Below are 23888 nucleotides of genomic sequence, written 5' to 3' on the forward strand. Positions count from 1 at the left end.
ACCGCAGCCGGGCCTGTACGCGTTTGTGGCAGACGCGGCAGGATGGCTGAATGGCCACTCCGTCCCCTTCGACCGCCGCGGCGGCCGCCCCGGCACCTGCAGCGCTCCCCCGCTTCCCCGAGCTCTACTCGCCGGGAAAGCCTTTCACCTGGCCGGAGCTCCAGTCGATGGCGGGGGACGGCGTGCTCAGCCAGTTCCACCAGCATGGCTATGCGCTACCGGACGTCGCCGCGTCACCGCAGATGAGGGCACGGGCGGCAGCCAACGCCGTGCCTGCAGCCATCAGGCAGCGGGTGGTGGCCGGCAGGATGACCGCCGCCTGGATCTATGGCTGCGCAAGCGAACCCGACCGGCTGGCACTGCTCGTGGACGCCAAACGCAGAATTTCAAGCCTGCGGAACACGCGCGGATGCACCCTCCATGAAGTACGGCTGGGGCCTTTCGACGTCGTCAGCCTGGGCGGGCTGATGGTCTCCAGCCCGCTGCGCACCGCGCTGGACATTGCCCTGCATGTGGATGCACAACGGGCACTGCCGGCGCTGGAAGCCCTGCTGTCCAGGCCGGAGAAGGATGTCCGGCTGCGCCTGCTGGTGCTGGCCATCGAATCCACTCCCCGCGTGCCCCACAAAAGGTCCGCCCTGGAGAAGCTCGCCCTGTTAGCTCCGCCGTTTGTTGCCGGTGGTCCGGTATACGTCGAAGACGCCGTCGATCCGCCGGACGGCGCTGAGGACGTGGCTGAGGTACTTGGGGTCACCCATCTCGAAAGCGAACCGTGAGATGGCTACCCGGTCCGTGGAGGTGTGCACACTGGCCGCCAGGATGTTGACGTGGTTCTCAGACAGGACCCTCGTCACGTCCGACAGCAGCGATTTGCGGTCCAGGGCTTCCACCTGGATCTCCACCAGGAACACGCTTGATTGCGTGGGCGCCCAGTCAACGTCCACAATCCTGTCCGGCTGGTCCGTCAGATCCGAGATGTTGGTGCAGTCTGTCCGGTGCACCGACACACCTGAGCCGCGCGTGACAAATCCGAGGATCGGGTCCGGCGGCACGGGCGTGCAGCAGCGGGCCAGCTTCACCCAGACGTCGCCGACGCCCCGCACCACCACGCCGGAATCGGAGAAGCGGGTCTTGGCCACCTGCGTGGGGATGCTGACTTCGGTGATGTCGTCGTCGGTGCTTTCGCTCCCGCCGAGGCTCTCGACGAGCTTTTCCATCACCGACTGGGCCGACGTGTGACCGTCTCCGACGCCGGCATAGAGGCCGGAGATGTCCACGTATTTGAAGTCCTCCGCCACCGCGGCCAGGGCCTCGTGCGTCATCAGCCGCTGCAGGGGCAGGTTCTGCTTGCGCATGGCCCGGGTCAGGAGTTCCTTGCCACGGTCGATCGCCTCTTCGCGGCGCTCCTTGCTGAACCATTGGCGGATCTTGTTCCGGGCCCGGGCGCTCTTAACGAAGTGCTGCCAGTCCTGGCTGGGGCCGGCGCCTTCGGCCTTCGAGGTGAAGATCTCCACCCAGTCGCCATGGTTCAGTTCGCTGTTCAGCGGGACCAGCTTGCCGTTGACGCGTGCGCCGATGGTGCGGTGTCCCACCTCGGTGTGGACAGCGTACGCAAAGTCCACAGGGGTGGATCCGGCCGGAAGGGCCATCACTTCGCCCTTCGGCGTGAAAACAAAAACCTCGCGGGCGTTGATTTCGAACCGCAGTGAATCCAGGAACTCTCCCGGATCCGAGGTTTCCTGCTGCCAGTCCACCAGCGAACGGAGCCAGCCCATATCGCCGTCCCGGGGGCTGCCGGGGCCTGTGGCCGTCCGGTTGGGCTGGTCTTTGTACTTCCAGTGCGCGGCCACGCCGTATTCCGCGCGGCGGTGCATCTCGTGGGTCCGGATCTGGATTTCCACGGGCTTGCCGCCCGGACCGATCACCGTGGTGTGCAGGGACTGGTACATGTTGAACTTGGGCATCGCAATGTAATCCTTGAAACGCCCAGGCAGCGGGTTCCAGCGCGAATGCATAGTGCCCAGAGCCGCGTAACAGTCCCGGACGGAGTCCACCAGCACGCGGACGCCCATCAGGTCATTGATGTCGTCGAAGTCTTTGTCCCGGACCACCATCTTCTGGTAGATCGAGTAGTAGTGCTTGGGCCGGCCGGTGATGGTGGCCTTGATCCTGGCGGAGCGGAGGTCGTCGGTGATCTGGTCGCGGATGACACCCAGGCTCTTCTCACGCTCGGGAGTGCGGTCCCCCACCATCCGGACGATTTCCTCGTAGACCTTCGGGTAGAGCGCCGCGAAGGACAGGTCCTCCAGTTCCCACTTGATGGTGTTCATGCCCAGCCGGTGGGCCAGCGGGGCGAAGATTTCCAGGGTCTCGCGGGCCTTCCGGGCGGAGGATTCCGCGGAGACGAAGCGCCAGGTGCGTGCGTTGTGGAGGCGGTCCGCCAGTTTGATCATGAGGACGCGGATGTCCTTGGCCATGGCCACAACCATTTTGCGCACGGTTTCGGACTGGGCTGCTTCGCCGAAGCTGACCTTGTCCAGCTTGGTGACGCCGTCCACCAGCATGGCGACCTCGGGTCCGAAGTCCCTCTTCAGGTCAGCCAGCGTGTAGGGGGTGTCCTCCACGGTGTCGTGGAGCAGCGCAGCTGCCAGGGTGGTGCCGCTCAGGCCGAGTTCGGCAAGAATGGTGGCCACAGCGACCGGGTGGGTGATATAGGGATCGCCACTTTTGCGTTTCTGTCCGCGGTGGCTACGCTCGGCGACGTCGAAGGCCCGCTGGATGAGGTCGAAGTCCTCTTTGGGGTTATTGGCCCGGACAGTCCGCAGCAGCGGTTCGAGGATGGGCGAATAGCTCGCTGCGCCGCGGCCGGTAAGCCGTGCCAGGCGGGAACGCGTGCGTTCGCGGCGTCCCGGGAAGGTGGGCCTGGCCCCGGAGTTATCCACGGGGACAGCCTGCCCTGGACGTGCGGCAGGCACCAGCCCGGTCTGCGGTCCGCGGCCCGGACCGTTGTCTCCGTCTGCCGTTGGCGCCGACGCCGAACGTTCTTCCAATGAAGCACCCCTCACGACCCGTTTAATTACCCCAGTCTATTCCCCGATCCGCACACATATGTAACCGGCGATTAAATGCGAACGGGCCGGCCGGCGTCAGTCTCCTGATGCCGGCCGGCCCGCGACCAGCGGGTGTCAGGCCTGCGCGGCTTCGGCGGGGACAGCGGCCTTCGACGCCGCCTCGTTCCGCCGGTGCGCAACGCGCTTGGCCTGCTTCACGAGGTCGGGTTCGTTCTGGCGCAGCCAGGCATACATGGGGGCTGCCACGAAGATGGTGGCGGCCGTGCCGATCAGGATGCCAACGAACAATGCCAGCGACAGGTCACGGAGCGTGCCCGCGCCCAGCAGGCCGGCACCGATGAACAGGATGGCACCCACGGGGAGGATGGCCACCATCATGGTGTTGATCGAACGAACCAGGGTTTGGTTCACCGCGAGGTTGACTTCCTCGCCAAAAGTACGGCGGGTGGAGGCATCGAGATCGGCCGTGTTTTCGCGGATCTTGTCGAAGACCACCACCGTGTCATACAGCGAGTAGCTGAGCACTGTCAGGAACCCGATGATGGCCGACGGCGTCACCTCGAAGTCGCTGAGGGCATATACCCCGGCGGTGATGAACATCGTCACCAGCATGCCGGCGATCGCGGACAGGGACATTTTCCAGGTCCGGAAATAGAGCGCCATGAGGAGGGCGGCGAGGACCACAAAGATCACCAGGCCGATCAGTGCCTGCTTGGTCACATCCGCACCCCAGGTGGGACCCACAAACGTGGACGTCACCTCGTTGTCCGTGACGCCGTAGGCTGCCGTCAGTCCCTCCTTGATCTTGAGGGTTTCTTCGTCCGTGAGCTTGTCCGTCTGGATCCTCATGGTGGTGCCGGCCACATTGGCCACGCGCGGAATGCTCCCCGCGACGATGTCCTGAACGGCTTTTTCGCCCACGGAGGCGTCTGTCGTCTTGACGTTGGAGACCGTGAATTCGGAGCCGCCGCGGAACTCGATGCCGAGGTTGAAGCCGCCCTTGGCCACGGGGATCAGGATGGACAGGGCAACGGCAACGGCCGCAATGAGGAACCAGATCTTCTTGGCGCCGACAAAGTTGTACGAGCGCTTGCCGGAATAGAGCTCGTTACCGAAAGTGGCAAAGCTGGACATTTACTTGTTCTCCTTGGCTGCGCTCTTGGAGGAGCCGGTGAGCTGCACCTGCTTCTCCGCGAGGCGGCGTTCCGCGATGGTCATCCTGCGTTCTGCCTCAGCGGCGGCACCGGTATTCTTGGCCCGGACGACGGCGGGCTTCGACTCGGGGGTGCGCAGGCGTCCCGCGCCGCGGTACAGCGGCACGGCCCCGAGTTGCTTCGGGTCGAGGCCGGAGAAACGGTGGCCTTCGCCGAAGAACTTGGTACGTGCAATCATCTGCAGCGTCGGGTGCGTGAACATAAAGACGACGATGAGGTCGGCGATGGCGGTCAGGCCGAGGGTGAATGCGAAGCCTCGGACGTTGCCCACTGCCACGAAGTACAGCACCAGGGCTGCGAGCAGGTTGACGGCCTTGGAGGCCAGGACGGTGCGCTTGGCGCGCTTCCAGCCGTTTTCGACGGCGGACACCAGTCCGCGGCCTTCGCGCAGCTCGTCGCGGATTCGTTCGAAGTAGACGATGAACGAGTCCGCGGTCTGGCCGATTGCCACGATGAGGCCGGCAACACCGGCCAGTGAGAGCCGGTAGTTTTCGGTCCAGCCCAGGATGGCGATGGCGAGGTACGTCAGCGCACCGGCCACCACCAGGGAGGCGATGGTGACGAGGCCCAGCGCCCGGTACTGGAAGAGCGAGTACACCACCACCAGCAGCAGGCCGATCACACCGGCCAGCAGGCCCATGCGGAGCTGCTCGCCACCGAGTGTTGCGGAGATCTGCTGTTCACTCTGGATCTCGAAGCTGATGGGCAGCGCGCCGAAGCGCAGCTGGTCGGAGAGCGCTTTGGCCGTCTGCTCGGTGAAGCCGCCGGTGATCTGCGGGCGGCCGTCGGTGATGACTGCCAGGGAACGCGGCGCGGAGATGACCTGGTCATCGAGCACGATCGCGAACTGAGACTTGGGGTCGGTGCCGGTTTCGCCGCCGGCTGCCACGTAGAACTGGTTCAGGCGTTCGGTGACCTCTTTGAACTTGGCCGTTCCGTCGCCGTCGAACTGGATGTTGACGGCCCATTCATTGGTCACCGCACCCTGTGCGCCCTGCTGGAGCTGGAAGGAAGAGGTGACAATGTTGCTGCCCTTGACCTCCACCGGTCCCAGAATGTACTTGATGGCCGGGGTGGTGGCCGTTGCGGGCTCGCAGGTCACGAGCGGCTTCGCGGGGTCGGAACGCTCCTGCTTGTCCTGGGACGGGTTGTCGCAGTCAAGGGTCTCGAACTGGCGGTACACCTCAGCGGTGATCCAGTTGATGTCGCTGCTGTTGGCGGGTTCCGCCGTCGGCTTCGGCAGCTGATCCTCGGGTGTGAGCGATTCGGTGGGCACCGCAGCGCCGGCTCCGTTGAGGAGGACCGGGCGGAAGTTCATGTCTGCGGAGGCCTGGATCAGTGCCCGTGTCTGGGTGGAGGGGGTGCCGGGAAGGCTGACCACCACGTTGCGGCCTGACTGGGTGCTGATTTCCGCTTCGGCAACACCGGAGCCGTCAACGCGCTGGCGGATGATGGCCACCGCCTGGTTGAGCTGGTCCTCGTTAATGTCCGAACCGCCCTCAACCTTGGGCGCCAGGATCATCTGGGTGCCGCCTTCGAGGTCCAGTGCCAGCTTGGGTGCCCAGCTGGCCTGTCCGGCGATGGTGCCGCCGGCAAGGACAGCTGTCAGCACTGCGAGGACTACGCCAAGCCAGACGAGTACCCTGAGGCCTGATTTTTTGGGGCCAGTTCGTGCCATTGTCGATCTTTCCTTTATTCACTTCAGGAACCGCCGATGCGAGCTTTCGCTCCCATCGGCGGCAGCCCGCTGCCGTAGAGGTGCTGGAATGCGGTGGGCGGGACTAGCTGTCCTTCTTGCCCTCGTCGTTGAGGCGCTTCAGGGTCTCGTCCGGGGTTTCGACGGCGGCGGCGGGAGTGGTGGGCGTTCCGGCGTCCTGGGTGGTCAGCGAGGATGCGTCGTCGGGGACAACGGCAGTCTCTTCCTCAGCAACAGCAGCAGGCTCAACAATTTTGGTCACAGCCTGGCGGTGCACCGTGGCAAGGTTGCCCGGGGAGAGCTCCAGTACGACTTTGTTTTCTTCATCATCCATGGAGACAATCCGGCCAAAGAGGCCGAAGCTCGTCATGACCTCAACCCCAGGTGCGAACTGGGACTGCAGCGTTGCTTGCTGCTCCTTGGTCTTCTTGTTGCGGCGGAACATCATGAAGATAAAAATTCCGAGCATGGCGAACAAGACGATGTTCATGGGATCCACAGGGATGTTTCCGATCTGTACTGGCGTATTGGTTTAAGGCGCCGTCGGCTTTGCACCGGGTGGCCGGGCGGCGAACCGCCTGCCATCCATCGGCAGCTGCTGGAGCCGCCTGCGGGAACAAAGACGCAAACGTGCCGGGCGTCATACCCAGTCTAAAGGGAAAAGCTGAAAGGACGGCGCTATTGGCTGTTCGGCGCCCAGTCGACGGCGGTTTCGTCGTCCTCGCTGTCTGTTTCGAAGAGGTCCAGCGGTTCCTGGCTGAACACACCGGACGGGATGGCATAGCCGAGGTGGGTCCAGGCAGGGGCCATGGCGATGCGGCCCCTCGGCGTCCGGCCCAGGAGGCCTTCGCGGACCAGGAACGGTTCCGCCACCGTTTCGACGGTCTCAGTTTCTTCGCCCACGGCGATGGCCAGGGTGGAAAGGCCCACGGGCCCGCCGCCGAATTTGGTGATGAGCGCTTCGAGGACGGCGCGGTCAAGCCGGTCCAGGCCACGTTTGTCCACTTCGTACATGTCCAGCGCTGCGGAGGCTGCGCGGGCATCGATCTGCTCGAGGCCGTGGACGAGCGCCCAGTCACGGACGCGGCGAAGCAGGCGGTTGGCAATGCGGGGGGTGCCCCGGGACCGCCCGGCGATTTCGCTGAAGCCGGCGGAGTTGACCTTCAGGTCCAGCAGCCCGGCGGACCTCCTGAGGACCAGTTCGAGTTCCGGCACCGAGTAGAACTCAAGGTGTCCGGTGAAACCGAACCTGTCCCGCAGCGGGCCGGGCAGCAAACCGGCTCTGGTAGTGGCGCCCACGAGCGTAAACGGGGGCAGGTCCAGCGGAATCGCGGTGGCACCGGCGCCCTTGCCCACCACGATGTCCACACGGAAGTCCTCCATGGCCATGTACAGCATTTCCTCGGCCGGCCGGGACATCCGGTGGATCTCGTCCAGGAACAGGACTTCGCCTTCGGAGAGGGAGGACAGGATGGCAGCGAGGTCACCGGCGTGCTGGATGGCCGGGCCGCTGCTGATGCGCAGCGGCGCGTTCATTTCGGCTGCCACGATCATGGCCAGCGTGGTTTTGCCCAGGCCCGGGGGCCCCGAGAAGAGGACGTGGTCTGCGCTGCGGCCGCGCATCCGCGAGGCCTGCAGTACGAGCGAGAGCTGCTTGCGGACGCGGTGCTGGCCCACGAAGTCATCCAGGTTCTTGGGCCGGAGGGCCGCCTCAATGACCCGGTCTTCGGGCTCCTCCGCTGCCGCCACCACCGACGCTTCAGCCACGGCTGCCTACGCGGTTACCGGCCCGCGCGCCGTCCTGGCCCAGCCAGCGGAGGGTTGTCCTCAGGATTTCGGCCACGTTGCCGCGGAACGAGACCTCGGGGTCGTCGGCCAGGGCCTTGTCGATGCTGGACGTGGCGTCCTTCTCCGACCAGCCAAGGCTGGTCATGGCCGCCACGACCTGCGGCTTCCAGGCGGCTTCGGCCGGGGTGGCTACACTCGCTGCACCGGCCGTTCCGTGCGGCACCAGCTTGCCGGCGAGTTCCAGCACGATCCGGCCGCCCACCTTGGGGCCGATCCCGGGCACTTTGGTGAACGTTTTGCTGTCGCCCGTGTGGGCGGCAACCCGGATGGCTTCAGGTTCGTGGACGGCAAGGACTGCCAGCGCGAGCCGGGGACCCACGCCGCTGACGCTGAGCAGGACATCGAAGACTTCACGCTCGTCATCGGAGGCGAATCCGAACAGGGTCAGCGAATCCTCACGGACGATCAGGGAGGTGAAGAGCTTGCCTTCTTCCCCGGTCCGGAGGCGGCTAAGCGTCTGGGGCGTGGCGTTGACGCTCATTCCCGCGCCGTTGAGGTCGATCACAGCCGTGGAAAGGCCAATGTGCGCTACGGTTCCGCGAAGGAAACTGATCAAGGCCGGGCTCCTGGTGTACTGCCGGGCTCTGTGGGGCAGGACCGGCTATCCGAACATATCTACGAATACCCTAGCAAGATGCCGGGACATTCACCGTGCGCGGCGCGCCTTCGCCTCGGCGTCCGCCCAGGCACGCTGGGCAGGTGTCAGCGAGAGGCTGCCGGGACCGGTGGTGGCTACGGCGGCGCCGCTTCCTGCCCGCCAGGCGTGCGTGATGGCCAGCGCCAGGGCGTCAGCGGCATCCGCGGGGCGCGGCGGCGCATCCAGCCGGAGGATCTTCGTGACCAGCTTGGTCACGGCTTCCTTGTTGGAGTTTCCGCTGCCGGTCACGGCGGCTTTGACTTCCGACGGCGTGTGCAGGGCCACCGGAATGCCGCGCCTGGCTGCGGCGGCGATCACCACACCGGACGCCTGTGCCACGCCCATCACCGTGCTGACATTCAGCTGCGAGAAGACGCGTTCGACGGCGAGGACGTGCGGTTCGTAGCGGTCCAGCCACTCGTCGATGGCCAGGGCAATGACCAGCAGCCGCTGGTCCAGGGTTTCCTCCGGAGAGGTGCCCACCACGCCGACGGCCACCATCGTGGCCCGCCGGTTCCGCTCGACGTCAACGACGCCGATGCCGCAGCGGGTAAGTCCAGGGTCAACGCCCAGTACGCGCAGCGTCACCCCGGGACAACCGCCTTAAGCCGCAACGCGGTAGGTCACTCGGATTCCAGGGCGGCCTGGACTTCGTCGCTGAGGTCGGCGTTGCTGTAGACGTTCTGGACGTCGTCGAGGTCTTCCAGGGCGTCAACGAGCTTCATGAACTTCTTGGCGGCTTCGAGGTCGAGGGGAACCTCCATGGAAGGCACGAACTCGGCTTCATCGGTGTCGTATTCAATGCCGGCGTCCTTGAGGGCGTCGCGGACTGCCTGGAGGTCCTTCGGGTCCGAGTGGATCTCGAAGGTGTCGCCGTTGTCCTTGACTTCCTCGGCGCCGGCGTCGAGAACAGCCATCAGGACGTCGTCCTCGGTGAGCTCGTTCTTGGGCAGCGACACCACACCCTTGCGGCTGAAGAGGTAGCTGACCGAACCCGGATCGGCGATGGTGCCGCCGTTGCGGGAAATGGCAAGGCGGACCTCCGAGGCGGCACGGTTCTTGTTGTCCGTGAGGCACTCGATGAGCAGGGCCGAGCCCTGCGGGCCGCGGCATTCGTACATGATCTCGGTGTAGTCGACCACTTCACCGGTCAGGCCGGCGCCACGCTTGATGGCCCGGTCGATGTTGTCCGCGGGAACGGAGGTCTTCTTGGCCTTGGTGACGGCGAGTTCGAGGCTCGGGTTGCCGGCGAGGTCCGGGCCGCCCATGCGTGCGGCGACTTCGATGTTCTTGATCAGCTTGGCGAACGATTTTGCGCGGCGGCTATCGAGGATGGCCTTCTTGTGCTTGGTCGTTGCCCATTTGGAGTGGCCTGACATGCTTTACGCTTCTCCTCTGATCATGCGGATAAAAAGTTCGTGTACGCGTTTCTCCCCAGTCACTTCCGGGTGGAAGGAGGTGGCCAGCAGGTGGCCTGAACGCACTGCAACAATTCTAGCCGTCCCTGGCAGGCTTGCCGCGTGGGACGCGTGTTCGGGGTCTGCGGGCTCCACCTGGGCGAGTACCTCGACGCCGGCGCCGACGCGTTCCACCCAGGGGCCGCGGATAAATACGGCGTGCACGGGGGCCACACCGGTTTCCGTGGCGCTGAACTCCAGGCCCTTGAAGTCCAGGTCCGTTTCAAACGATTCGCGCTGCCGCCCGAAGGCGTTGCGCCGCACGGTGATGTCCAGGCCGCCGAAGGTCTGCTGCGGGTCGCCGGCGAGGTCGGTGGCGGGGTCGGCGATCTCGTCGGCCAACAGGATCATGCCGGCGCAGGAGCCGTAGACCGGCAGGCCCCCGCCGATGCTGTCCTTGATCGGCGCGGCGAGTTCGAAGGCGCGGGCCAGCTTGTCGATGGCGGTTGATTCGCCGCCGGGAATGATGAGGCCGTCCAGGCCGTCCAGTTCTTTGGGCCGGCGGATTCCGATTCCGGCGGCACCGGCGGCTTCAACGGCCTTCAGGTGCTCGCGGAAGTCGCCCTGGAGCGCCAGGACACCGATCCGCAGGCCCGAGCCCACGCGTGCAGAAGCTGCCGAAAGGGGGTTTGTCATCCATTCAGCATAATGTGCGAACTGCCCGCGCCTTGGCCGGGAGCCCGTCCCGGGCGGGGTTCTATGCCGTTGCTGGGATATATTACAGAGCATGCTTTACATCAGTGTTCCGCTCGGCAAGCTGGTCCGCCGGGTGTCCCGGCTCAGGGGTGGCGGGTCTGCCCTGCCCGGGCTGGTGGTCGAGAAAATCGACCCCGGCTTTATGCAGCGGACGCTCGCCACGCTCCCCCACGGCGTTGCCGTCGTGAGCGGAACGAACGGCAAGACCACCACCACCAAAATGGTGGTGGAACTCCTGGAAAGCCAGGGCCTGAAGGTTTTCACCAACCGCACCGGCAGCAACTTCACCCGGGGTGTGGCCGCCGCGCTGCTGGGCGAGGTGGACTGGCGCGGCCGGCTGACCGCCGACGTCGCCGTCCTGGAGCTGGACGAAGCGCACGCCGTGCACTTCGTGAACCGGGTGCCGCCGCGCTACAGCCTCCTCCTTAATGTCCTGCGGGACCAGCTGGACCGTTTCGGCGAGATCGACAAAACGGCACAGCTCCTGCAGCACATCGCCGCGAAAACCACCGGCACGGTAGTCCTTAACCGGGAGGACCCGCGGGTGGCCCGGATCGCCGACACCCTCACCGGCCAGGACGTCCAGTACTTCGGCCTGGACGACTCCCTCCTGAGCACCTTCCCCAACGACGACGACATGCGGGCTGCGCCCGGCAGCCCCGCACCCGCCGCCCTCCCCCACAAGCCGCCCGCCGACGTCGTCCTCCGGAAGGTGGGGCCGGACACCGCCGATTTTGAGTACGACGGCGCCACGGTCACCACCGCGATGAAGCTCCGCGGCGTCTACAACATCTTTAATGCGGCAGCGGCACTGACGCTGGCCCGCAGCATCTGCGGTGGCGGTGCCGCCACCGCCGACCACGCCACCCTGCTCACCGCGCTGTCCCAGGTGGAGCCGGCGTTCGGCCGCGGTGAAAGCCTGACGGTGGATGGCCAGCCCCTGGACCTGGTGCTGGTCAAGAACCCCAGCGGTTTCCGGCTGGGGCTGAAGTCCTTCCCGGCGGGCGGCTACGCCACCATGATCGCCATCAACGACAACTACGCCGACGGCCGGGACATGTCCTGGCTTTGGGACGTGGAGTTCGATTCGCTCCGCGAGGGCGGCGTGGACCAGCTGACGGGGTCCCGCGCCTACGACATGGCCCTGCGCCTGCAGTATGACGACGTCCGCATCGGCGCAGTCCAGCCGGACATTACGCCAGCGCTGGCCGCGTTCATCCGCGACGCCAAGGGCAAGCCAAAGAGGATTTTCTGCACGTACACAGCGATGCTGGCCATCCGCCGCGAGCTGTCCAAAATCACCACAGTCGAGGTTGTCTCATGAGCCCGGACACCCAGGACGCCCAGGGAAGCAAGGGCACCATCCGCGTCCTGCAGCTCTACCCGAGGGACATGAACATCTACGGCGACTGGGGCAATGCCCTGGTCCTCAAGCAGCGGATCGGCTGGCACGGCTACACGCCCGAGCTGCTCGAGTACAACGTCGGCGACGACTTTCCGGACGGCGTGGACCTTATTGTGGGCGGCGGCGGGCAGGACAGCGGACAGCTGGTCATCCAGGATGACCTGCAGTCACGGGCCGGCGTCCTCACGGAGCTGGCCGAGGACGGCGCCCCGATGCTGGTCATCTGCGGCCTGTACCAGCTGTTCGGCCGGTTCTTCAAAACCCGCTCCGGCTCGGTCATTCCGGGCATCGGCATCCTGGACGTGGAAACCCACGGCACCGAGGAACGCCTGATCGGCAACGTCAAGGTGGCCACCGCCGAATTCGGCGAGGTCCTGGGCTACGAGAACCACAGCGGCCAGACAACGCTGGGCGACGGCGTCCGTCCCCTGGGTACCGTTGCCAAGGGAACAGGCAACAACAGCAGCGACGGCCAGGAAGGGGCACGCTACAAAAACATCGTGGCCAGCTACCTGCACGGATCCCTGCTGCCCAAGAACCCCGCCATCGCAGACTTCCTGATCCGCACCGCCGCTGAGCGCAAGTTCGGGGCTTTTGTTCCCGGCAGCCCGGATGACGGCTACGCAGTCCTGGCCCGGGAGCACGCCGCGCGGCGTCCGCGCTGAATCACACGCACTGAGTCCCAGCCTGAGCCGCCTGCAGTGGCGGGTCAGGGCTGCTTCGTGATCAGGAGTTCGTGCGCCCCCGCCGCGGCGGCGCCCATGGATTCAACTACGGAGACAGTCCGCAGCCGGGTGGCGGCGTCCGCCTCGGGCGTGGCGCAGATGCCCTGGGGTGCATCGGTTGCCACGGAGCACCAACGGTAGGGATCACGGACGATGACCGACGGCGCCCAGGCGAGGTCTGAGGGGGCCCATTTGCCGGACGCGTCCTGGCTGAACTGGGCCCGCACCAGCAGGCCCTCATTGTTCACCACATACCAGGGCGAAAGCTCGGTGACGCCGTTGCCCAGCCCGTAGACGATCCAGGTGCCCTTGTAGTTCTCGATCGGCAGCACGGAGTGCGTGTGGTGGCCGTAGATCATGGAGAACTGGCCGCTGTCCACGAGGGCGTGGGCCACCTCCTGCTGCTGTGCGTTGGCTTCACTCGCGTACTCGTCCCCGGCATGCATGGCGCCCAGCACGATGTCTGCCCCGAGTGCCCGCGCCTTGACGGCTTTGGCGATCATGGACGGTGCGTCCAACATGTCGACCTGCCAAGGGTATTCAGGGTATTGGCCGTTGAGTCCGTAGGTCCCCTGGATGATGGCGATCCTGGCGGCAGGTGTCTGCAGGATCAGGATGCCCTGGGACTCAGCTTCCGTGCGGTAGGAACCGGTGTGCTTCAGCCCTGCAGCGTCCAGGGCGTCCAAGGTCCGCAGCAGACCGTCCGTGCTCCGGTCGATCGTGTGGTTGCTGGCGGTGGTGCAGGCCTGGTAGCCCACTGCCTTGGATGCCGTGATGATCTGCGGCGGGACGTTGAACGAGGGGTAGGCGGAGAAGGGCCCCTCCGGCCCTGCCACCGGTGTTTCCTGGTGGCAGATGGCGAGGTCGCTGGCCTGGATGTAACGGCGCTGGCCTTCAAGGAGCGGCGTGAAGTCCAGTCCCGGTTTCCCCGCCGTGGCGGCATCCTGCTGGGCCTGCTGCCAGAGCTGGGTGTGGACCAGCATGTCGCCGGTGACCAGGACAGAGGTGCAGCGCAGCGTCGGGCATGCCGGCCCGGCGCCCGGGGTGGGCGTGGGCGTAGGGGTTGGCGCCGGCGTCTGCGTGACACTCGGCTGGCCCTTCCCCGGACCCGGAGTGGCCCCTGCACTTGCCGACCGTCCGGCCTGTTCGGCTATCAGTCCGCAGCCGGCGAGGGCGCTCACAAGTATGGCCGCAGCCATGGCTGTGCCGGCGCGGACGGCAATGCCACCACTTCTGTTCCCCATGGGCGTAATTCTAGGTTTCGACGCGGCCGGAAGCGCGCATTTGGCTCATTGAGAACAGCGCCGGGATGTGAAAGCTTTACTTCATGACCAATCCGCTCTTCAGCCACAGTCCGTTGCCCTACGAGTTGCCGCCGTTTGCCGGGATCTCGGTCCCCCACTACGCTGAGGCGGTCCATGCAGGCCTGGCCGGGCATCTGGCCGAAATCCAGGCCATCGTGGACAACACGGAGCCTGCGTCGTTTGCGAACACAGCCGTGGCCATGGAGCAGGCGGGCCGGCTGCTGGAACGGGCAGCTGCGTCCTTCTTCACCCTGGTTTCAGCCGACGCCTCGGACGAGATCCGCGACCTCGAAACGGAACTGACGCCGCTGCTCACCGCACATCAGGACGATGTCTACCTGAACCGCGCCCTCTTCGACCGCTTCGCCGCCATCGACACCGCAGGCCTGGAGCCGGAAGCTGTCCGGCTCGTCGAGGAGTACCTGAAGGAGTTCCGGCAGTCAGGAATCCAGCTGGACGCCCCGGACCAGGAGCGGCTGAAGGCTGTCAACGCCGAACTCTCCCGGCTGGGCACGGACTTCGGCCAGCGGGTCAAGGAAGCCATGAAGTCCGCCGCGCTCCTGCTGGACCACGAGGAGGAACTGGCCGGCATGCCCGCCGACGACGTAGCCGGCGCGGCCGAAGCAGCCCGCACGGCGGGGCACGAAGGCAAGTTCCTGCTGACCCTGATCCAGCCGAGCAACCAGCCGGCCATGGCCGTCCTCGAAAACCGGGACGTCCGCCGTCGGCTGTTTGAAGCCTCCCTGGGCAGGGGCAGCGACGGCGGCAGCCTGGACGTCCGGGAACCCGTGCGTTCGATGGCCACGCTGCGGGCCGAAAAGGCAAAGCTTCTTGGCTTCGCGAACTACGCCGAACTGGTGGTGGACCGGCAGACGGCGCCCGATTTCGAGGCCGTCCAAGCCATGCTGAACCGGCTTGCCCCGGCCGCTGTGCGGAACGCGGATGCCGAGGCCGCGGCCCTGGCAGACATTGCCGGCCATCCGCTGGAGGCCTGGGACTGGGCGTTCTACTCGGCCAAGGTCCGGCGCGAGAAGTACGCCGTCGACGAGCAGGCGCTCCGCCCCTACTTTGAGCTGGACAGGGTGCTCAAGGACGGGGTGTTCCACGCAGCCACGTCGCTGTTTGGGATCACCTTCCATGAACGGACGGACCTGGCAGGCTACCACCCGGACGTCCGCGTGTGGGAGGTGCGGAACGATGACGGCAGCGGCCTGGGACTGTTCCTGGGCGATTACTACACCCGGGAGTCCAAACGCGGAGGGGCGTGGATGAACTCCCTGGTGGAGCAGTCCGCCCTGCTGGGGACCAAGGCCGTGGTGATCAATAACCTGAACATCACCAAGCCGCCGGCCGGGGAACCCACCCTCCTCACGCTGGATGAGCTGCGCACCACGTTCCACGAATTCGGCCACGCCCTGCACGGGCTGTTCTCGAACGTGACGTACCCGCGCTTCGCCGGAACGGCCGTGCCGCGCGACTTTGTGGAGTACCCGTCGCAGGTCAACGAGATGTGGATCCTGTGGCCTGAGGTTCTGGCCAACTACGCGCGGCACTACGCCACCGGCGAGCCGCTCCCCCAGGACGTTGTGGACAGGCTCAACGAGTCCCGGCTGTGGGGCGAGGGCTTCGCTACCACCGAGTACCTGGGTGCCGCGCTGCTGGACCTGGCCTGGCATGTGCTGGACGAAACCGGGATCCCCGACGACGTCCTGGCCTTCGAGGAGAAGTCACTCGCGGCCGCCGGGGTGGCCCACGCCCTGATCCCGCCGCGCTACCGCACCGGCTATTTCCAGCACATCTTCGCCGGGGCAGGCTACGCGGCCGGCTACTACTCCTACATCTGGAGTGAAGTGCTGGACGCCGAGACCGTGGACTGGTTCACCGAGAACGGCGGCCTGACCCGCGCCAACGGCGAACGGTTCCGCCAGGAGCTGCTCTCCCGCGGCAACAGCCGGGACCCGCTGGAATCCTTCCGAGCCCTCCGCGGCCGCGAAGCAAGGCTGGACCCTCTGCTAAAGCGCCGCGGCCTCGACTAAACCCCTCATCGGTTGCTCCGCAAGAGCCGTTTTGAGGCCCCATAAGGGCCGTTGTGGAGCACTCAACGGAAGAACGACGGCGGATGGCCGCCGCCGTCGTTGGCTGCCTGCCGGAGTCCACGCCGAAGCGCTAAGCTTCACGTATCGGCGCCGTCCGCGCCGAAGAGTCAGTGGAGAACCAATGGCGGCAGACCCTCTCCGTCTGGGCCGGGAGGCTTTCAGGCGACAGGAATGGGCGAATGCACACGCCCTCCTGATGGATGCTGACCGCCAGTCGTCGCTCGTACCGGAAGACCTCGAACTTGTCGCCGATGCGGCCTATCTGATGGGCCATGACGACGAAGCCGCAAGAGTGCTTGCCCGTGGGTATCGGGCACACCTGGAGCACTCGGACTCTTCCGGGGCGGCGCGAAGCGCTGCCTGGCTTGCCCTGCACTTTCTGCTTGGCGGCGAAGAAACGTTGGCCAACGCGTGGCTGCAGCGGGCACGGCGTGCGCTTCCCGCGGACCTCGACTGTGTGGAGCAGGGACTGCTGCTGGTGCCGGCCGGCCTTGAAAGTGCCGCCCAGGGGGATGCCGTGGGAGCCACCGTGAGCTTCGGGGCCGCGCTGGAAATCGGAAACCGCTTTGGGCACCAGGACCTGGCCGCTCTTGCGAGGACAGGCCTTAGCGAGTCGCTGATCGCCATGGGTGACACCGGGCAGGCTATGCCTCTGCTGGACGAAGTTTTTGTCAGCGTGAGGGCCAATGAGCTGTCCGCTGTCACTGCGGGGATCGTGTATTGCGCAGTCATCGAAGCGTGCATGGATGCGTTCGATCTGTCCCGAGCACAGCAGTGGACGGCCGCATTCACCCGGTGGTGCGGCGCGCAGCCGGACATGGTCCCTTATCAGGGCAACTGCCAGATCCACCGGGCACGGATCTTGCAATTTCAGGGGGCATGGCCCGATGCATTCGATGCTGCACAGGACGCCTATCGCCGGCTCTGCGAACCGACTACGCAGCCGGGAGTCGGGGCCGCGCTCTACCAGCTCGCCGAACTGCACCGGCTGAGGGGCCAGTTCACCAAAGCCAGGGACACGTATCTTGAGGCGAGCCGTTGGGTCCGGGATCCACAGCCCGGGCTTGCGCTGTTACTGCTTATGCAAGGCCGAACGACCGCCGCGGTGGCTGCGATCCGCCGGTCCCTTGCCGAAACATCGTCTCCGTCAGAGCGTTCCCGGCTTCTTGGCGGTGCCGTGGAGATCATGCTGGCGTCGTCCGACCTTTCCGGCGCACGGGCCGCAGCCGAAGAACTTCGGGCGAGGGCCGGGGCGCTGGGCAGCCAATGGCTGGAGGCGGAGACCGCACAGTCGGAAGGAGCGCTGCTCCTTGCGGAGCAGGAATACGCGGCGGCTTTGGCGGCGGCGTGCAGGGCATGGGCAGCATGGCAGCAACTCGACGCGCCCTATGAGTCGGCGCGCACCCGGGTGCTTATGGGGCGTGCTTACCGCGCACTGGGTGATTCACACTCGGCCGAGCTGGAGTTTGATGCCGCCAGATGGGCTTTCCTCCATCTTGGCGCAGTGCCGGATGCAGCGATCGTTGAGGCACTTTCGAACCGGCAACAGGCCATTAGGGCTAATCCGCTGACCGCCAGGGAGACACAGGTGCTGCTCCTGGTGGCGAGTGGAAAGTCCAACAGGGAGATTGCAGCTGAACTTTTCCTCAGCGAAAAGACGGTTGCCCATCACGCCAGCAATATCTTCACGAAGTTGGACCTGACGTCACGTGCCGCCGCTACCGCCTACGCCTACAAGCACGGGCTGATCAGCCGAGGCTGACTCACTCTGGGCACAATGACCCATCTTGCGATCGGGGCAGTTCTACCGATGCGTCGCCCAGCCGCCGGACCATAACATCCTCATTAGGGACTCTGAAAGGCCAATGGAGGTGCCGTGATGATCAGGGAATCGCGTAATGCTGCCGAAGCGGGCGGCCACATCACAGACGTGGAGGTCCGTGGGCTCGATGGCCTTCCGGTGCACCTGACGTCCTCGGATCTGGAAGTGCTTGGGTCCATGCTGGGAGTGCCTCTCTTGCGCCCAGGTGACTCCGGCTGGGCTTCTGCTGTCCTGCTCTGGAACGGTCTGATCAAGAAGGAACCGGCCCTGGTGGTCCAGCCAACGTCAGCCAGGGAGGTCTCAGCCGTTGTCAGGTTCGCAGCAGCGAACAGGCTGCAGATCAGCACCAAGGGTGGCGGCCACAACATAGCAGGAAGCGCCATCGCCGATGGTGGCCTCACGCTGGACATGTCGCGGATGAACACAGTCACAGTGGACCCGGTGGCCATGCTCGCCCAAGTTGGCCCGGGTTGCCTGCTGCAGGACGTCGACCGGGCCACTCAGGAACACGGACTGGCCACAGTTCTCGGATTCATCTCCGAAGTGGGCGTGGCGGGCCTGACTCTCGGGGGCGGCCTCGGATATCTGAGCCGCAGGTTCGGGTGGACTGTGGACAACCTCGAAGAGGTTGAGATTGTCACGGCCGACGGGTTGGTCCGCACAGCCAGCCGTCACGATAACGCGGACCTGTTTTGGGGTGTCCGCGGCGCGGGCGCCAATCTTGGCGTGGTCACGCGCTTCACGCTTCGGCTGCACGAGGTGGGGCCTACCGTCTTTGGCGGTCTCATTGCTTGGCCATTCGAGCGCGCGGACGAAATCCTCCGGCGGTATCGGACGCTCACGTCCCGCGCGCCTCGCGAGCTTGCCGTGTGGCTGATTCTTATGACTGCCCCGGCGGAACCTTTCATTCCTGAACGGTGGCAGGGCAAGAAGATCTGCGCTATGGCAGTTTGCTACAGCGGCGAACTCGATAAAGTGCCGGAGGTTTTGGATTCTCTCCTGGAAATTGGTGATCCCGCTGTCGATCTCCTCGCCGCGCAGCCGTATACACACGTCCAGTCCTATCTGGACGACAGTGAGCCGAAGGGCCTCCACTACTACTGGAAGACCGAGTACGCCGTCGAACTGAGCGACGGTCTGCTATCCACCATCCGCGAGCTTTTCGCTGAATGCCCCATTGAGGGAGCGGAACTCGGTATCCTGCACCTTGCCGGTGCCCTCAACGAGCACCCCGAAGACGACGGGGTGGTGGGTAACCGCAATGCCCGATACGTCATCGGATCAAATGGCATGTGGGATCCCGGCGATCCGGCCGCGGACTCGTACCGGGCGTGGATCCGCGAGTCATGGGAGCGGCAACGGCCGTTCACCGGAGGCCGCAGTTACATCAACTTCCAGACGGCGGACGAGGGACAACAGCAGGTCCGGGCAGCCTATGGCACCAACTATGAACGCTTGGTCCAGGTGAAGACGAAATATGATCCCGATAATTTGTTCAGAACCAACCGCAACGTTGCCCCCATGGAGTCCACAGGCAGCTGAAGTAGCCAACGGACGACGGCGGGTGGCCGCCTTCGAGAAGGTGGCCACCCGCCGTCGTACTACTTGTGGAGCTTTTACCAGCCGCGCTCGGCGAGGCGGTGCGGCTGCGGGATCTCGTCGACGTTGATGCCCACCATGGCTTCGCCCAGGCCGCGGGAGGCCTTGGCGATGACGTCGGGGTCATCGAAGAACGTGGTGGCCTTCACGACGGCGGCGGCACGCTGGGCTGGGTTGCCGGACTTGAAGATACCGGAACCGACGAACACACCGTCGGCGCCGAGCTGCATCATCATCGCAGCGTCGGCCGGGGTGGCGATGCCGCCGGCGGTGAACAGCACCACGGGGAGCTTGCCGGCGGCGGCAACTTCCTTGACCAGTTCGTACGGGGCCTGCAGTTCCTTGGCCGCGACGTACAGCTCGTCCTCGGGCAGGGCAGCAAGCTTGGCGATCTCGGAACGGATCTGGCGCATGTGCCCGGTGGCGTTGGAGACATCGCCGGTGCCGGCCTCGCCCTTGGAACGGATCATGGCCGCGCCCTCGTTGATGCGGCGCAGCGCCTCACCGAGGTTGGTGGCACCGCAGACGAAGGGAACCTTGAAGTTCCACTTGTCGATGTGGTTGACGTAGTCGGCCGGGGTCAGGACCTCGGACTCGTCAATGTAGTCCACGCCCAGGGACTGCAGGACCTGGGCCTCGACGAAGTGGCCGATCCGGGCCTTGGCCATGACCGGCACGGAGACGGCTTCGATGATCTTGTCGATCATGTCCGGGTCCGACATGCGGGACACGCCGCCCTGGGCGCGGATATCGGCCGGAACGCGTTCCAGCGCCATCACGGCCACGGCACCGGCGTCTTCGGCGATGCGGGCCTGTTCGACGTTGACGACGTCCATGATGACGCCGCCCTTGAGCATCTCAGCCATGCCGCGCTTGACGCGGTTGCTGCCCGTGACGCTGTTCGCGGACGAACCGGCTTCGCTGCTTACATCAGGTGTAGACACAAAAACCCCTATGGGTAGATAGATGATCTTCGCCGGGCGTGAGGGCGGCACAGAGCCGAAAGTACACACACCGGGTTGCCGGGTCCATTGACCGGGCAGTCACAATACTAGTCCCACGGCAGGCGGCGGGCTTAATCAGCCTTAATCAGAGGCTGCGGACTCCGCCAGGGACTGGCGGCGCACGGTGGCCACACGCTGGATAATCGTGACCAGGCTGGCCGTGGCCAGGAGCGCGAGCGTCATCTGCAGGACGATATGGGGCAGGCCCAGGCCGGTGAATCCGGTAACCACCAGCACCGAGACCAGACGTTCGGCACGTTCGGCAATTCCCACGTTGGCGGTGAAGCCGAGGGATTCCGCTTTGGCCCGCGCATAGGAGACCACCATGCCCAGGACCAGGCAGACCATCGCGCCAACCGCGATCACCACGTCGTTGCCGCCGGCGAAGAACCAGATGGCGAGGCCTGCAAAGAGTGCGCCGTCGGCGACCCGGTCCAGCGTGGAGTCCAGGAAGTTTCCCCACCGGCCGCCGGTGTCCCGCATCCTGGCCATGATGCCGTCCAGCACATCGGAAAAGATGAACGCAGTGATGAACAGCGTTCCCCACCACAGCTGGCCCAGCGGGTAGAAGACCAGGGCGCCGGCTACCACACCAAGGGTCCCCACCACCGTGACGGCGTCGGGGGAAATACCGATTTTCAGGAGCCAGCGGGCAAGCGGGGTAAACAGCGCAGTGAAGAAACCGCGCGCGTGCCTATTCAGCATCCGTCTCCCCGGGCCACGCCTCGGCCACCTGGCGGCGGACCTCGTCGAGGGTCTGGGTGATGGCTTTGGTCTGCGCGATGATCGGGAAGAAATTACCGTCGCCGCCCCACCGCGGAACAATATGCTGGTGGAGGTGCGCCGCGATTCCCGCGCCGCCCACCACGCCCTGGTTCATGCCCAGGTTGAAGCCACCGGGGTTCGACACTTTGCGCAGCACCTTCATGGCGGTCTGCGTCAGATCGGCGAACTCGGCGGTCTCCTCCAGGGTCAGGTCCGTGTAGTCCGGCACATGCCGGTAGGGGCAGACGAGCAGATGGCCCGGGTTGTACGGGAACAGGTTCAGCACCACGTAGCAGGTCTTCCCCCGGTAAACGATGAGTGCCTCCTCATCGGTCCGGCCGGGACCGACGCAGAACGGGCAGTCGTTCTCGTTCTTGAACTGGTGCTGGCCGCCCTTGATGTAGGCCATCCGGTGCGGAGTCCACAGGCGCTGGAAGGCATCCGGGACACCGGCGAGGTCAAAGTCGTCGGTCACGCCGGCATCGCCTGGATATCCTGCGCCTGTGTTCTCCTGCACCGTTTCTCGTCCGTTTCGCTAGCTGGTCCGGTTACGGACGGCTTCGGTGATCCGCTTGACGGCCTCGGCCACCGGCACGCCGTTGTCCTGGCTGCCGTCGCGGAAGCGGAAGGACACCGCGCCGGCCTCGGCGTCGTCGCCGCCGGCGATCAGGACAAACGGGATTTTGTCCTTGCTGGCGGTGCGGATCTTCTTAGGGAACCTGTCCGACGACGTATCCACCTCGGCGCGGATGCCCGCCGCCTTGAGCTGGTCAACGACGTCGAACATGTACTCGTTGAACGTTTCGGCGACGGGGATGCCCACCACCTGGACCGGGGAAAGCCACGCCGGGAAGGCGCCGGCGTAGTGCTCGGTGAGGACACCCATGAACCGTTCGATGGAACCGAAGAGGGCGCGGTGGATCATCACTGGCCGCTGCCGGGTGCCGTCGGCGGCCTGGAATTCCAGCTCGAACCGTTCCGGCAGGTTGAAGTCCAGCTGGATGGTGGACATCTGCCAGGTGCGGCCGAGGGCGTCCTTGGCCTGGACGGAGATCTTCGGGCCGTAGAAGGCCGCTCCACCCGGATCCGCAACCAGTTCCAGGCCGGATTCCTCTGCCACTTCGGCGAGGGTCCGGGTGGCTTCTTCCCAGGCGGCATCCTCGCCGACGTACTTCTCCGGGTCCTTGGTGGAGAGCTCCAGGTAGAAGTCGTTCAGGCCGTAGTCCTTGAGCAGGTCCAGCACGAACGTCAGGGTCTTGGTGAGTTCGTCCTTCATCTGCTCGCGGGTGCAGTAGATGTGGGCGTCGTCCTGGGTCATGCCACGGACGCGCGTCAGGCCGTGGACCACGCCGGACTTCTCGTAGCGGTACACCGAACCGAATTCGAACAGCCGCAGCGGCAGTTCGCGGTAGGACCGTCCGCGGGAGCGGAAGATCAGGTTATGCATGGGGCAGTTCATCGGCTTCAGGTAGTAGTCCTGGCCGGGCTTGCGCACGGTGCCGTCCTCATTGAGTTCGGCGTCCACGTGCATCGCCGGGAACATGCCCTCCTTGTACCAGTCCAGGTGGCCCGAGACTTCGTACAGGTGGCCCTTGGTGATGTGCGGGGTGTAGACGAACTCGTAGCCGGCGTCGACGTGGCGCTGCCGCGAGTAGTCCTCCATCTCCTTGCGGATGATGCCGCCCTTGGGGTGGAACACGGGCAGGCCGGAGCCCAGCTCGTCCGGGAACGAGAAGAGGTCAAGTTCGACGCCGAGCTTGCGGTGGTCGCGCCGTTCGGCTTCGGCGATGCGCTCCTGGTAGGCCTTCAAGGCGTCTTTGGTGGGCCAGGCGGTGCCGTAGATGCGCTGCAGCTGCTGGTTCTTCTGGTTGCCCAGCCAGTATGCGGAGGAGGACCGGGTCAGCGCGAAGGCGTTGGAGATGAGCTTGGTGTTGGGCAGGTGCGGGCCGCGGCAGAGGTCGCACCAGACGGTGGTCCCTTCCTTGCGCTCGACGTTGTCATAGATGGTGATGTCGCCGGCGCCCACCTCGACGTTGACGCCTTCACCGGCTTCGGCGGCGTTGTTCTTTTTGCCCAGCAATTCGAGCTTGTGGGGCTCGTTCTTCATGGCTTCGCGGGCTTCGTCCTCGGACACGACGCGGCGGACGAACTTCTGGTTCTGGTTGATGATCTTGAGCATCATCTTTTCGAGGGTCTTGAGGTCCTCGGGGGTGAACGGTTCGGCGACGTCGAAGTCGAAGTAAAAGCCGTCGGTGATGTACGGGCCGATGCCCAGCTTCGCGTCCGGGCGGAGCTGCTGCACGGCCTGGGCCATGACATGGGCGGTGGAGTGGCGGAGGACGTTCAGTCCGTCCGGGGACTCGATGGTGACGCCTTCGACGTCGGCGCCCTCCGGCAGCTCCTGGTCCAGGTCCTTAAGCTCGCCGTTAACGCGGGCCACAACAACGTCGCGGCGCTCAAAGAAGAGTTCCGCACCGGTTGTCCCGGTAGTCACCTTGGCCTCTTCGCCATCGACGATGAGGGTGATCTGCTGGGCATCTGACACGGGT

Annotated in this window: 20 protein-coding genes; 6 read left to right on the forward strand and 14 right to left on the reverse strand. The window is 65.4% G+C overall.

Features of this window, described 5'->3' with window-relative positions; all coding sequences use genetic code 11:
* Nucleotides 1-50: 50 nt before the first annotated feature.
* On the forward strand, nt 51-776 hold the full coding sequence (locus tag EYS21_RS10295) for a type IV toxin-antitoxin system AbiEi family antitoxin (protein WP_131133104.1): 726 nt from the start codon (nt 51-53) through the stop codon (nt 774-776).
* Here the strand turns inward: EYS21_RS10295 and EYS21_RS10300 are convergent.
* From EYS21_RS10300 to pdxT, 9 genes are all read right to left on the reverse strand, one after another.
* The gene (locus EYS21_RS10300) at nt 657-3050 is read right to left on the reverse strand and encodes a bifunctional (p)ppGpp synthetase/guanosine-3',5'-bis(diphosphate) 3'-pyrophosphohydrolase (RefSeq protein ID WP_131133105.1); all 2394 of its coding nucleotides are present in this window, start codon (nt 3048-3050) and stop codon (nt 657-659) included. The two genes, EYS21_RS10295 and EYS21_RS10300, sit on opposite strands and share 120 nt — an antisense overlap.
* Before the next feature lie 135 nt (nt 3051-3185).
* Complete coding sequence (secF, locus tag EYS21_RS10305; RefSeq protein WP_131133106.1) at nt 3186-4205, reverse strand: protein translocase subunit SecF; 1020 nt, start codon at nt 4203-4205, stop codon at nt 3186-3188.
* On the reverse strand, nt 4206-5963 hold the full coding sequence (secD, locus tag EYS21_RS10310) for a protein translocase subunit SecD (protein ID WP_131133107.1): 1758 nt from the start codon (nt 5961-5963) through the stop codon (nt 4206-4208).
* 103 nt (nt 5964-6066) lie between these two features.
* On the reverse strand, nt 6067-6471 hold the full coding sequence (yajC, locus tag EYS21_RS10315; protein WP_131133108.1) for a preprotein translocase subunit YajC: 405 nt from the start codon (nt 6469-6471) through the stop codon (nt 6067-6069).
* Nucleotides 6472-6659: 188 nt separating this feature from the next.
* Nucleotides 6660-7748, reverse strand: coding sequence for a Holliday junction branch migration DNA helicase RuvB (ruvB, locus tag EYS21_RS10320; protein ID WP_131133109.1), 1089 nt, complete (start codon nt 7746-7748; stop codon nt 6660-6662).
* Nucleotides 7741-8385, reverse strand: a complete 645-nt coding sequence (ruvA, locus tag EYS21_RS10325) for a Holliday junction branch migration protein RuvA (protein WP_131133110.1) — start codon at nt 8383-8385, stop codon at nt 7741-7743. Before ruvA ends, ruvB begins: the two co-directional genes overlap by 8 nt.
* A gap of 90 nt (nt 8386-8475) precedes the next feature.
* A complete protein-coding gene (ruvC, locus tag EYS21_RS10330) occupies nt 8476-9054 on the reverse strand; it encodes a crossover junction endodeoxyribonuclease RuvC (RefSeq protein ID WP_131133111.1) in 579 nt (192 codons plus the stop codon).
* Between the two features lie 35 nt (nt 9055-9089).
* Nucleotides 9090-9845, reverse strand: a complete 756-nt coding sequence (locus tag EYS21_RS10335) for a YebC/PmpR family DNA-binding transcriptional regulator (RefSeq protein ID WP_131133112.1) — start codon at nt 9843-9845, stop codon at nt 9090-9092.
* A 3-nt stretch (nt 9846-9848) separates the two neighbouring features.
* Complete coding sequence (gene pdxT / locus EYS21_RS10340; RefSeq protein WP_131133113.1) at nt 9849-10559, reverse strand: pyridoxal 5'-phosphate synthase glutaminase subunit PdxT; 711 nt, start codon at nt 10557-10559, stop codon at nt 9849-9851.
* Nucleotides 10560-10650: 91 nt separating this feature from the next.
* Between pdxT and EYS21_RS10345 the strand changes: the two genes are divergently transcribed.
* Nucleotides 10651-11943, forward strand: a complete 1293-nt coding sequence (locus tag EYS21_RS10345; RefSeq protein WP_131133114.1) for a Mur ligase family protein — start codon at nt 10651-10653, stop codon at nt 11941-11943.
* Nucleotides 11940-12689 (forward strand): glutamine amidotransferase, encoded by a 750-nt coding sequence (locus tag EYS21_RS10350; protein ID WP_131133115.1) that lies wholly within the window; start codon nt 11940-11942, stop codon nt 12687-12689. Before EYS21_RS10345 ends, EYS21_RS10350 begins: the two co-directional genes overlap by 4 nt.
* Before the next feature lie 44 nt (nt 12690-12733).
* On the opposite strand, the gene EYS21_RS10355 is transcribed toward EYS21_RS10350, so the two are convergent.
* A complete protein-coding gene (locus EYS21_RS10355) occupies nt 12734-13993 on the reverse strand; it encodes a CapA family protein (protein ID WP_131133116.1) in 1260 nt (419 codons plus the stop codon).
* An 83-nt stretch (nt 13994-14076) separates the two neighbouring features.
* Here EYS21_RS10355 and EYS21_RS10360 point away from each other — a divergent pair, with 83 nt between their 5' ends.
* The 3 genes from EYS21_RS10360 to EYS21_RS10370 all read left to right on the forward strand — a co-directional run bounded on the left by EYS21_RS10360 (nt 14077) and on the right by EYS21_RS10370 (nt 19513).
* Nucleotides 14077-16089 (forward strand): M3 family metallopeptidase, encoded by a 2013-nt coding sequence (locus tag EYS21_RS10360; protein WP_131133117.1) that lies wholly within the window; start codon nt 14077-14079, stop codon nt 16087-16089.
* Nucleotides 16090-16270: 181 nt separating this feature from the next.
* The gene (locus EYS21_RS23910) at nt 16271-17911 is read left to right on the forward strand and encodes a helix-turn-helix transcriptional regulator (RefSeq protein WP_131133118.1); all 1641 of its coding nucleotides are present in this window, start codon (nt 16271-16273) and stop codon (nt 17909-17911) included.
* A gap of 117 nt (nt 17912-18028) precedes the next feature.
* The gene (locus tag EYS21_RS10370; RefSeq protein ID WP_242633381.1) at nt 18029-19513 is read left to right on the forward strand and encodes an FAD-binding oxidoreductase; all 1485 of its coding nucleotides are present in this window, start codon (nt 18029-18031) and stop codon (nt 19511-19513) included.
* A gap of 74 nt (nt 19514-19587) precedes the next feature.
* Here the strand turns inward: EYS21_RS10370 and pdxS are convergent, their stop codons facing one another.
* The 4 genes from pdxS to thrS all read right to left on the reverse strand — a co-directional run bounded on the left by pdxS (nt 19588) and on the right by thrS (nt 23884).
* Nucleotides 19588-20514: a pyridoxal 5'-phosphate synthase lyase subunit PdxS gene (gene pdxS, locus EYS21_RS10375; protein WP_011692158.1), complete on the reverse strand. Its 927-nt coding sequence runs from the start codon at nt 20512-20514 to the stop codon at nt 19588-19590.
* Nucleotides 20515-20655: 141 nt separating this feature from the next.
* The gene (gene pgsA / locus EYS21_RS10380) at nt 20656-21279 is read right to left on the reverse strand and encodes a phosphatidylinositol phosphate synthase (RefSeq protein ID WP_131133119.1); all 624 of its coding nucleotides are present in this window, start codon (nt 21277-21279) and stop codon (nt 20656-20658) included.
* Nucleotides 21269-21856, reverse strand: coding sequence for an HIT domain-containing protein (locus EYS21_RS10385; RefSeq protein ID WP_131133120.1), 588 nt, complete (start codon nt 21854-21856; stop codon nt 21269-21271). Before EYS21_RS10385 ends, pgsA begins: the two co-directional genes overlap by 11 nt.
* Before the next feature lie 18 nt (nt 21857-21874).
* The gene (thrS, locus tag EYS21_RS10390; protein ID WP_131133121.1) at nt 21875-23884 is read right to left on the reverse strand and encodes a threonine--tRNA ligase; all 2010 of its coding nucleotides are present in this window, start codon (nt 23882-23884) and stop codon (nt 21875-21877) included.
* Nucleotides 23885-23888: the final 4 nt, after the last annotated feature.

The organism is Arthrobacter sp. S39, assembly GCF_004320525.1.
Classification (GTDB): domain Bacteria; phylum Actinomycetota; class Actinomycetes; order Actinomycetales; family Micrococcaceae; genus Arthrobacter.

Coding starts and splice junctions, on each gene's coding strand:
- yajC (WP_131133108.1), bottom strand. CDS start 6,471: ATGAACATCGTCTTGTTCGCCATGCTCGGAATTTTTATCTTCATGATG.
- EYS21_RS10355 (WP_131133116.1), bottom strand. CDS start 13,993: ATGGGGAACAGAAGTGGTGGCATTGCCGTCCGCGCCGGCACAGCCATG.
- EYS21_RS10360 (WP_131133117.1), top strand. CDS start 14,077: ATGACCAATCCGCTCTTCAGCCACAGTCCGTTGCCCTACGAGTTGCCG.
- EYS21_RS23910 (WP_131133118.1), top strand. CDS start 16,271: ATGGCGGCAGACCCTCTCCGTCTGGGCCGGGAGGCTTTCAGGCGACAG.
- EYS21_RS10335 (WP_131133112.1), bottom strand. CDS start 9,845: ATGTCAGGCCACTCCAAATGGGCAACGACCAAGCACAAGAAGGCCATC.
- EYS21_RS10370 (WP_242633381.1), top strand. CDS start 18,029: ATGATCAGGGAATCGCGTAATGCTGCCGAAGCGGGCGGCCACATCACA.
- EYS21_RS10350 (WP_131133115.1), top strand. CDS start 11,940: ATGAGCCCGGACACCCAGGACGCCCAGGGAAGCAAGGGCACCATCCGC.
- secF (WP_131133106.1), bottom strand. CDS start 4,205: ATGTCCAGCTTTGCCACTTTCGGTAACGAGCTCTATTCCGGCAAGCGC.
- pdxT (WP_131133113.1), bottom strand. CDS start 10,559: ATGACAAACCCCCTTTCGGCAGCTTCTGCACGCGTGGGCTCGGGCCTG.
- EYS21_RS10345 (WP_131133114.1), top strand. CDS start 10,651: ATGCTTTACATCAGTGTTCCGCTCGGCAAGCTGGTCCGCCGGGTGTCC.
- pgsA (WP_131133119.1), bottom strand. CDS start 21,279: ATGCTGAATAGGCACGCGCGCGGTTTCTTCACTGCGCTGTTTACCCCG.
- EYS21_RS10295 (WP_131133104.1), top strand. CDS start 51: ATGGCCACTCCGTCCCCTTCGACCGCCGCGGCGGCCGCCCCGGCACCT.
- secD (WP_131133107.1), bottom strand. CDS start 5,963: ATGGCACGAACTGGCCCCAAAAAATCAGGCCTCAGGGTACTCGTCTGG.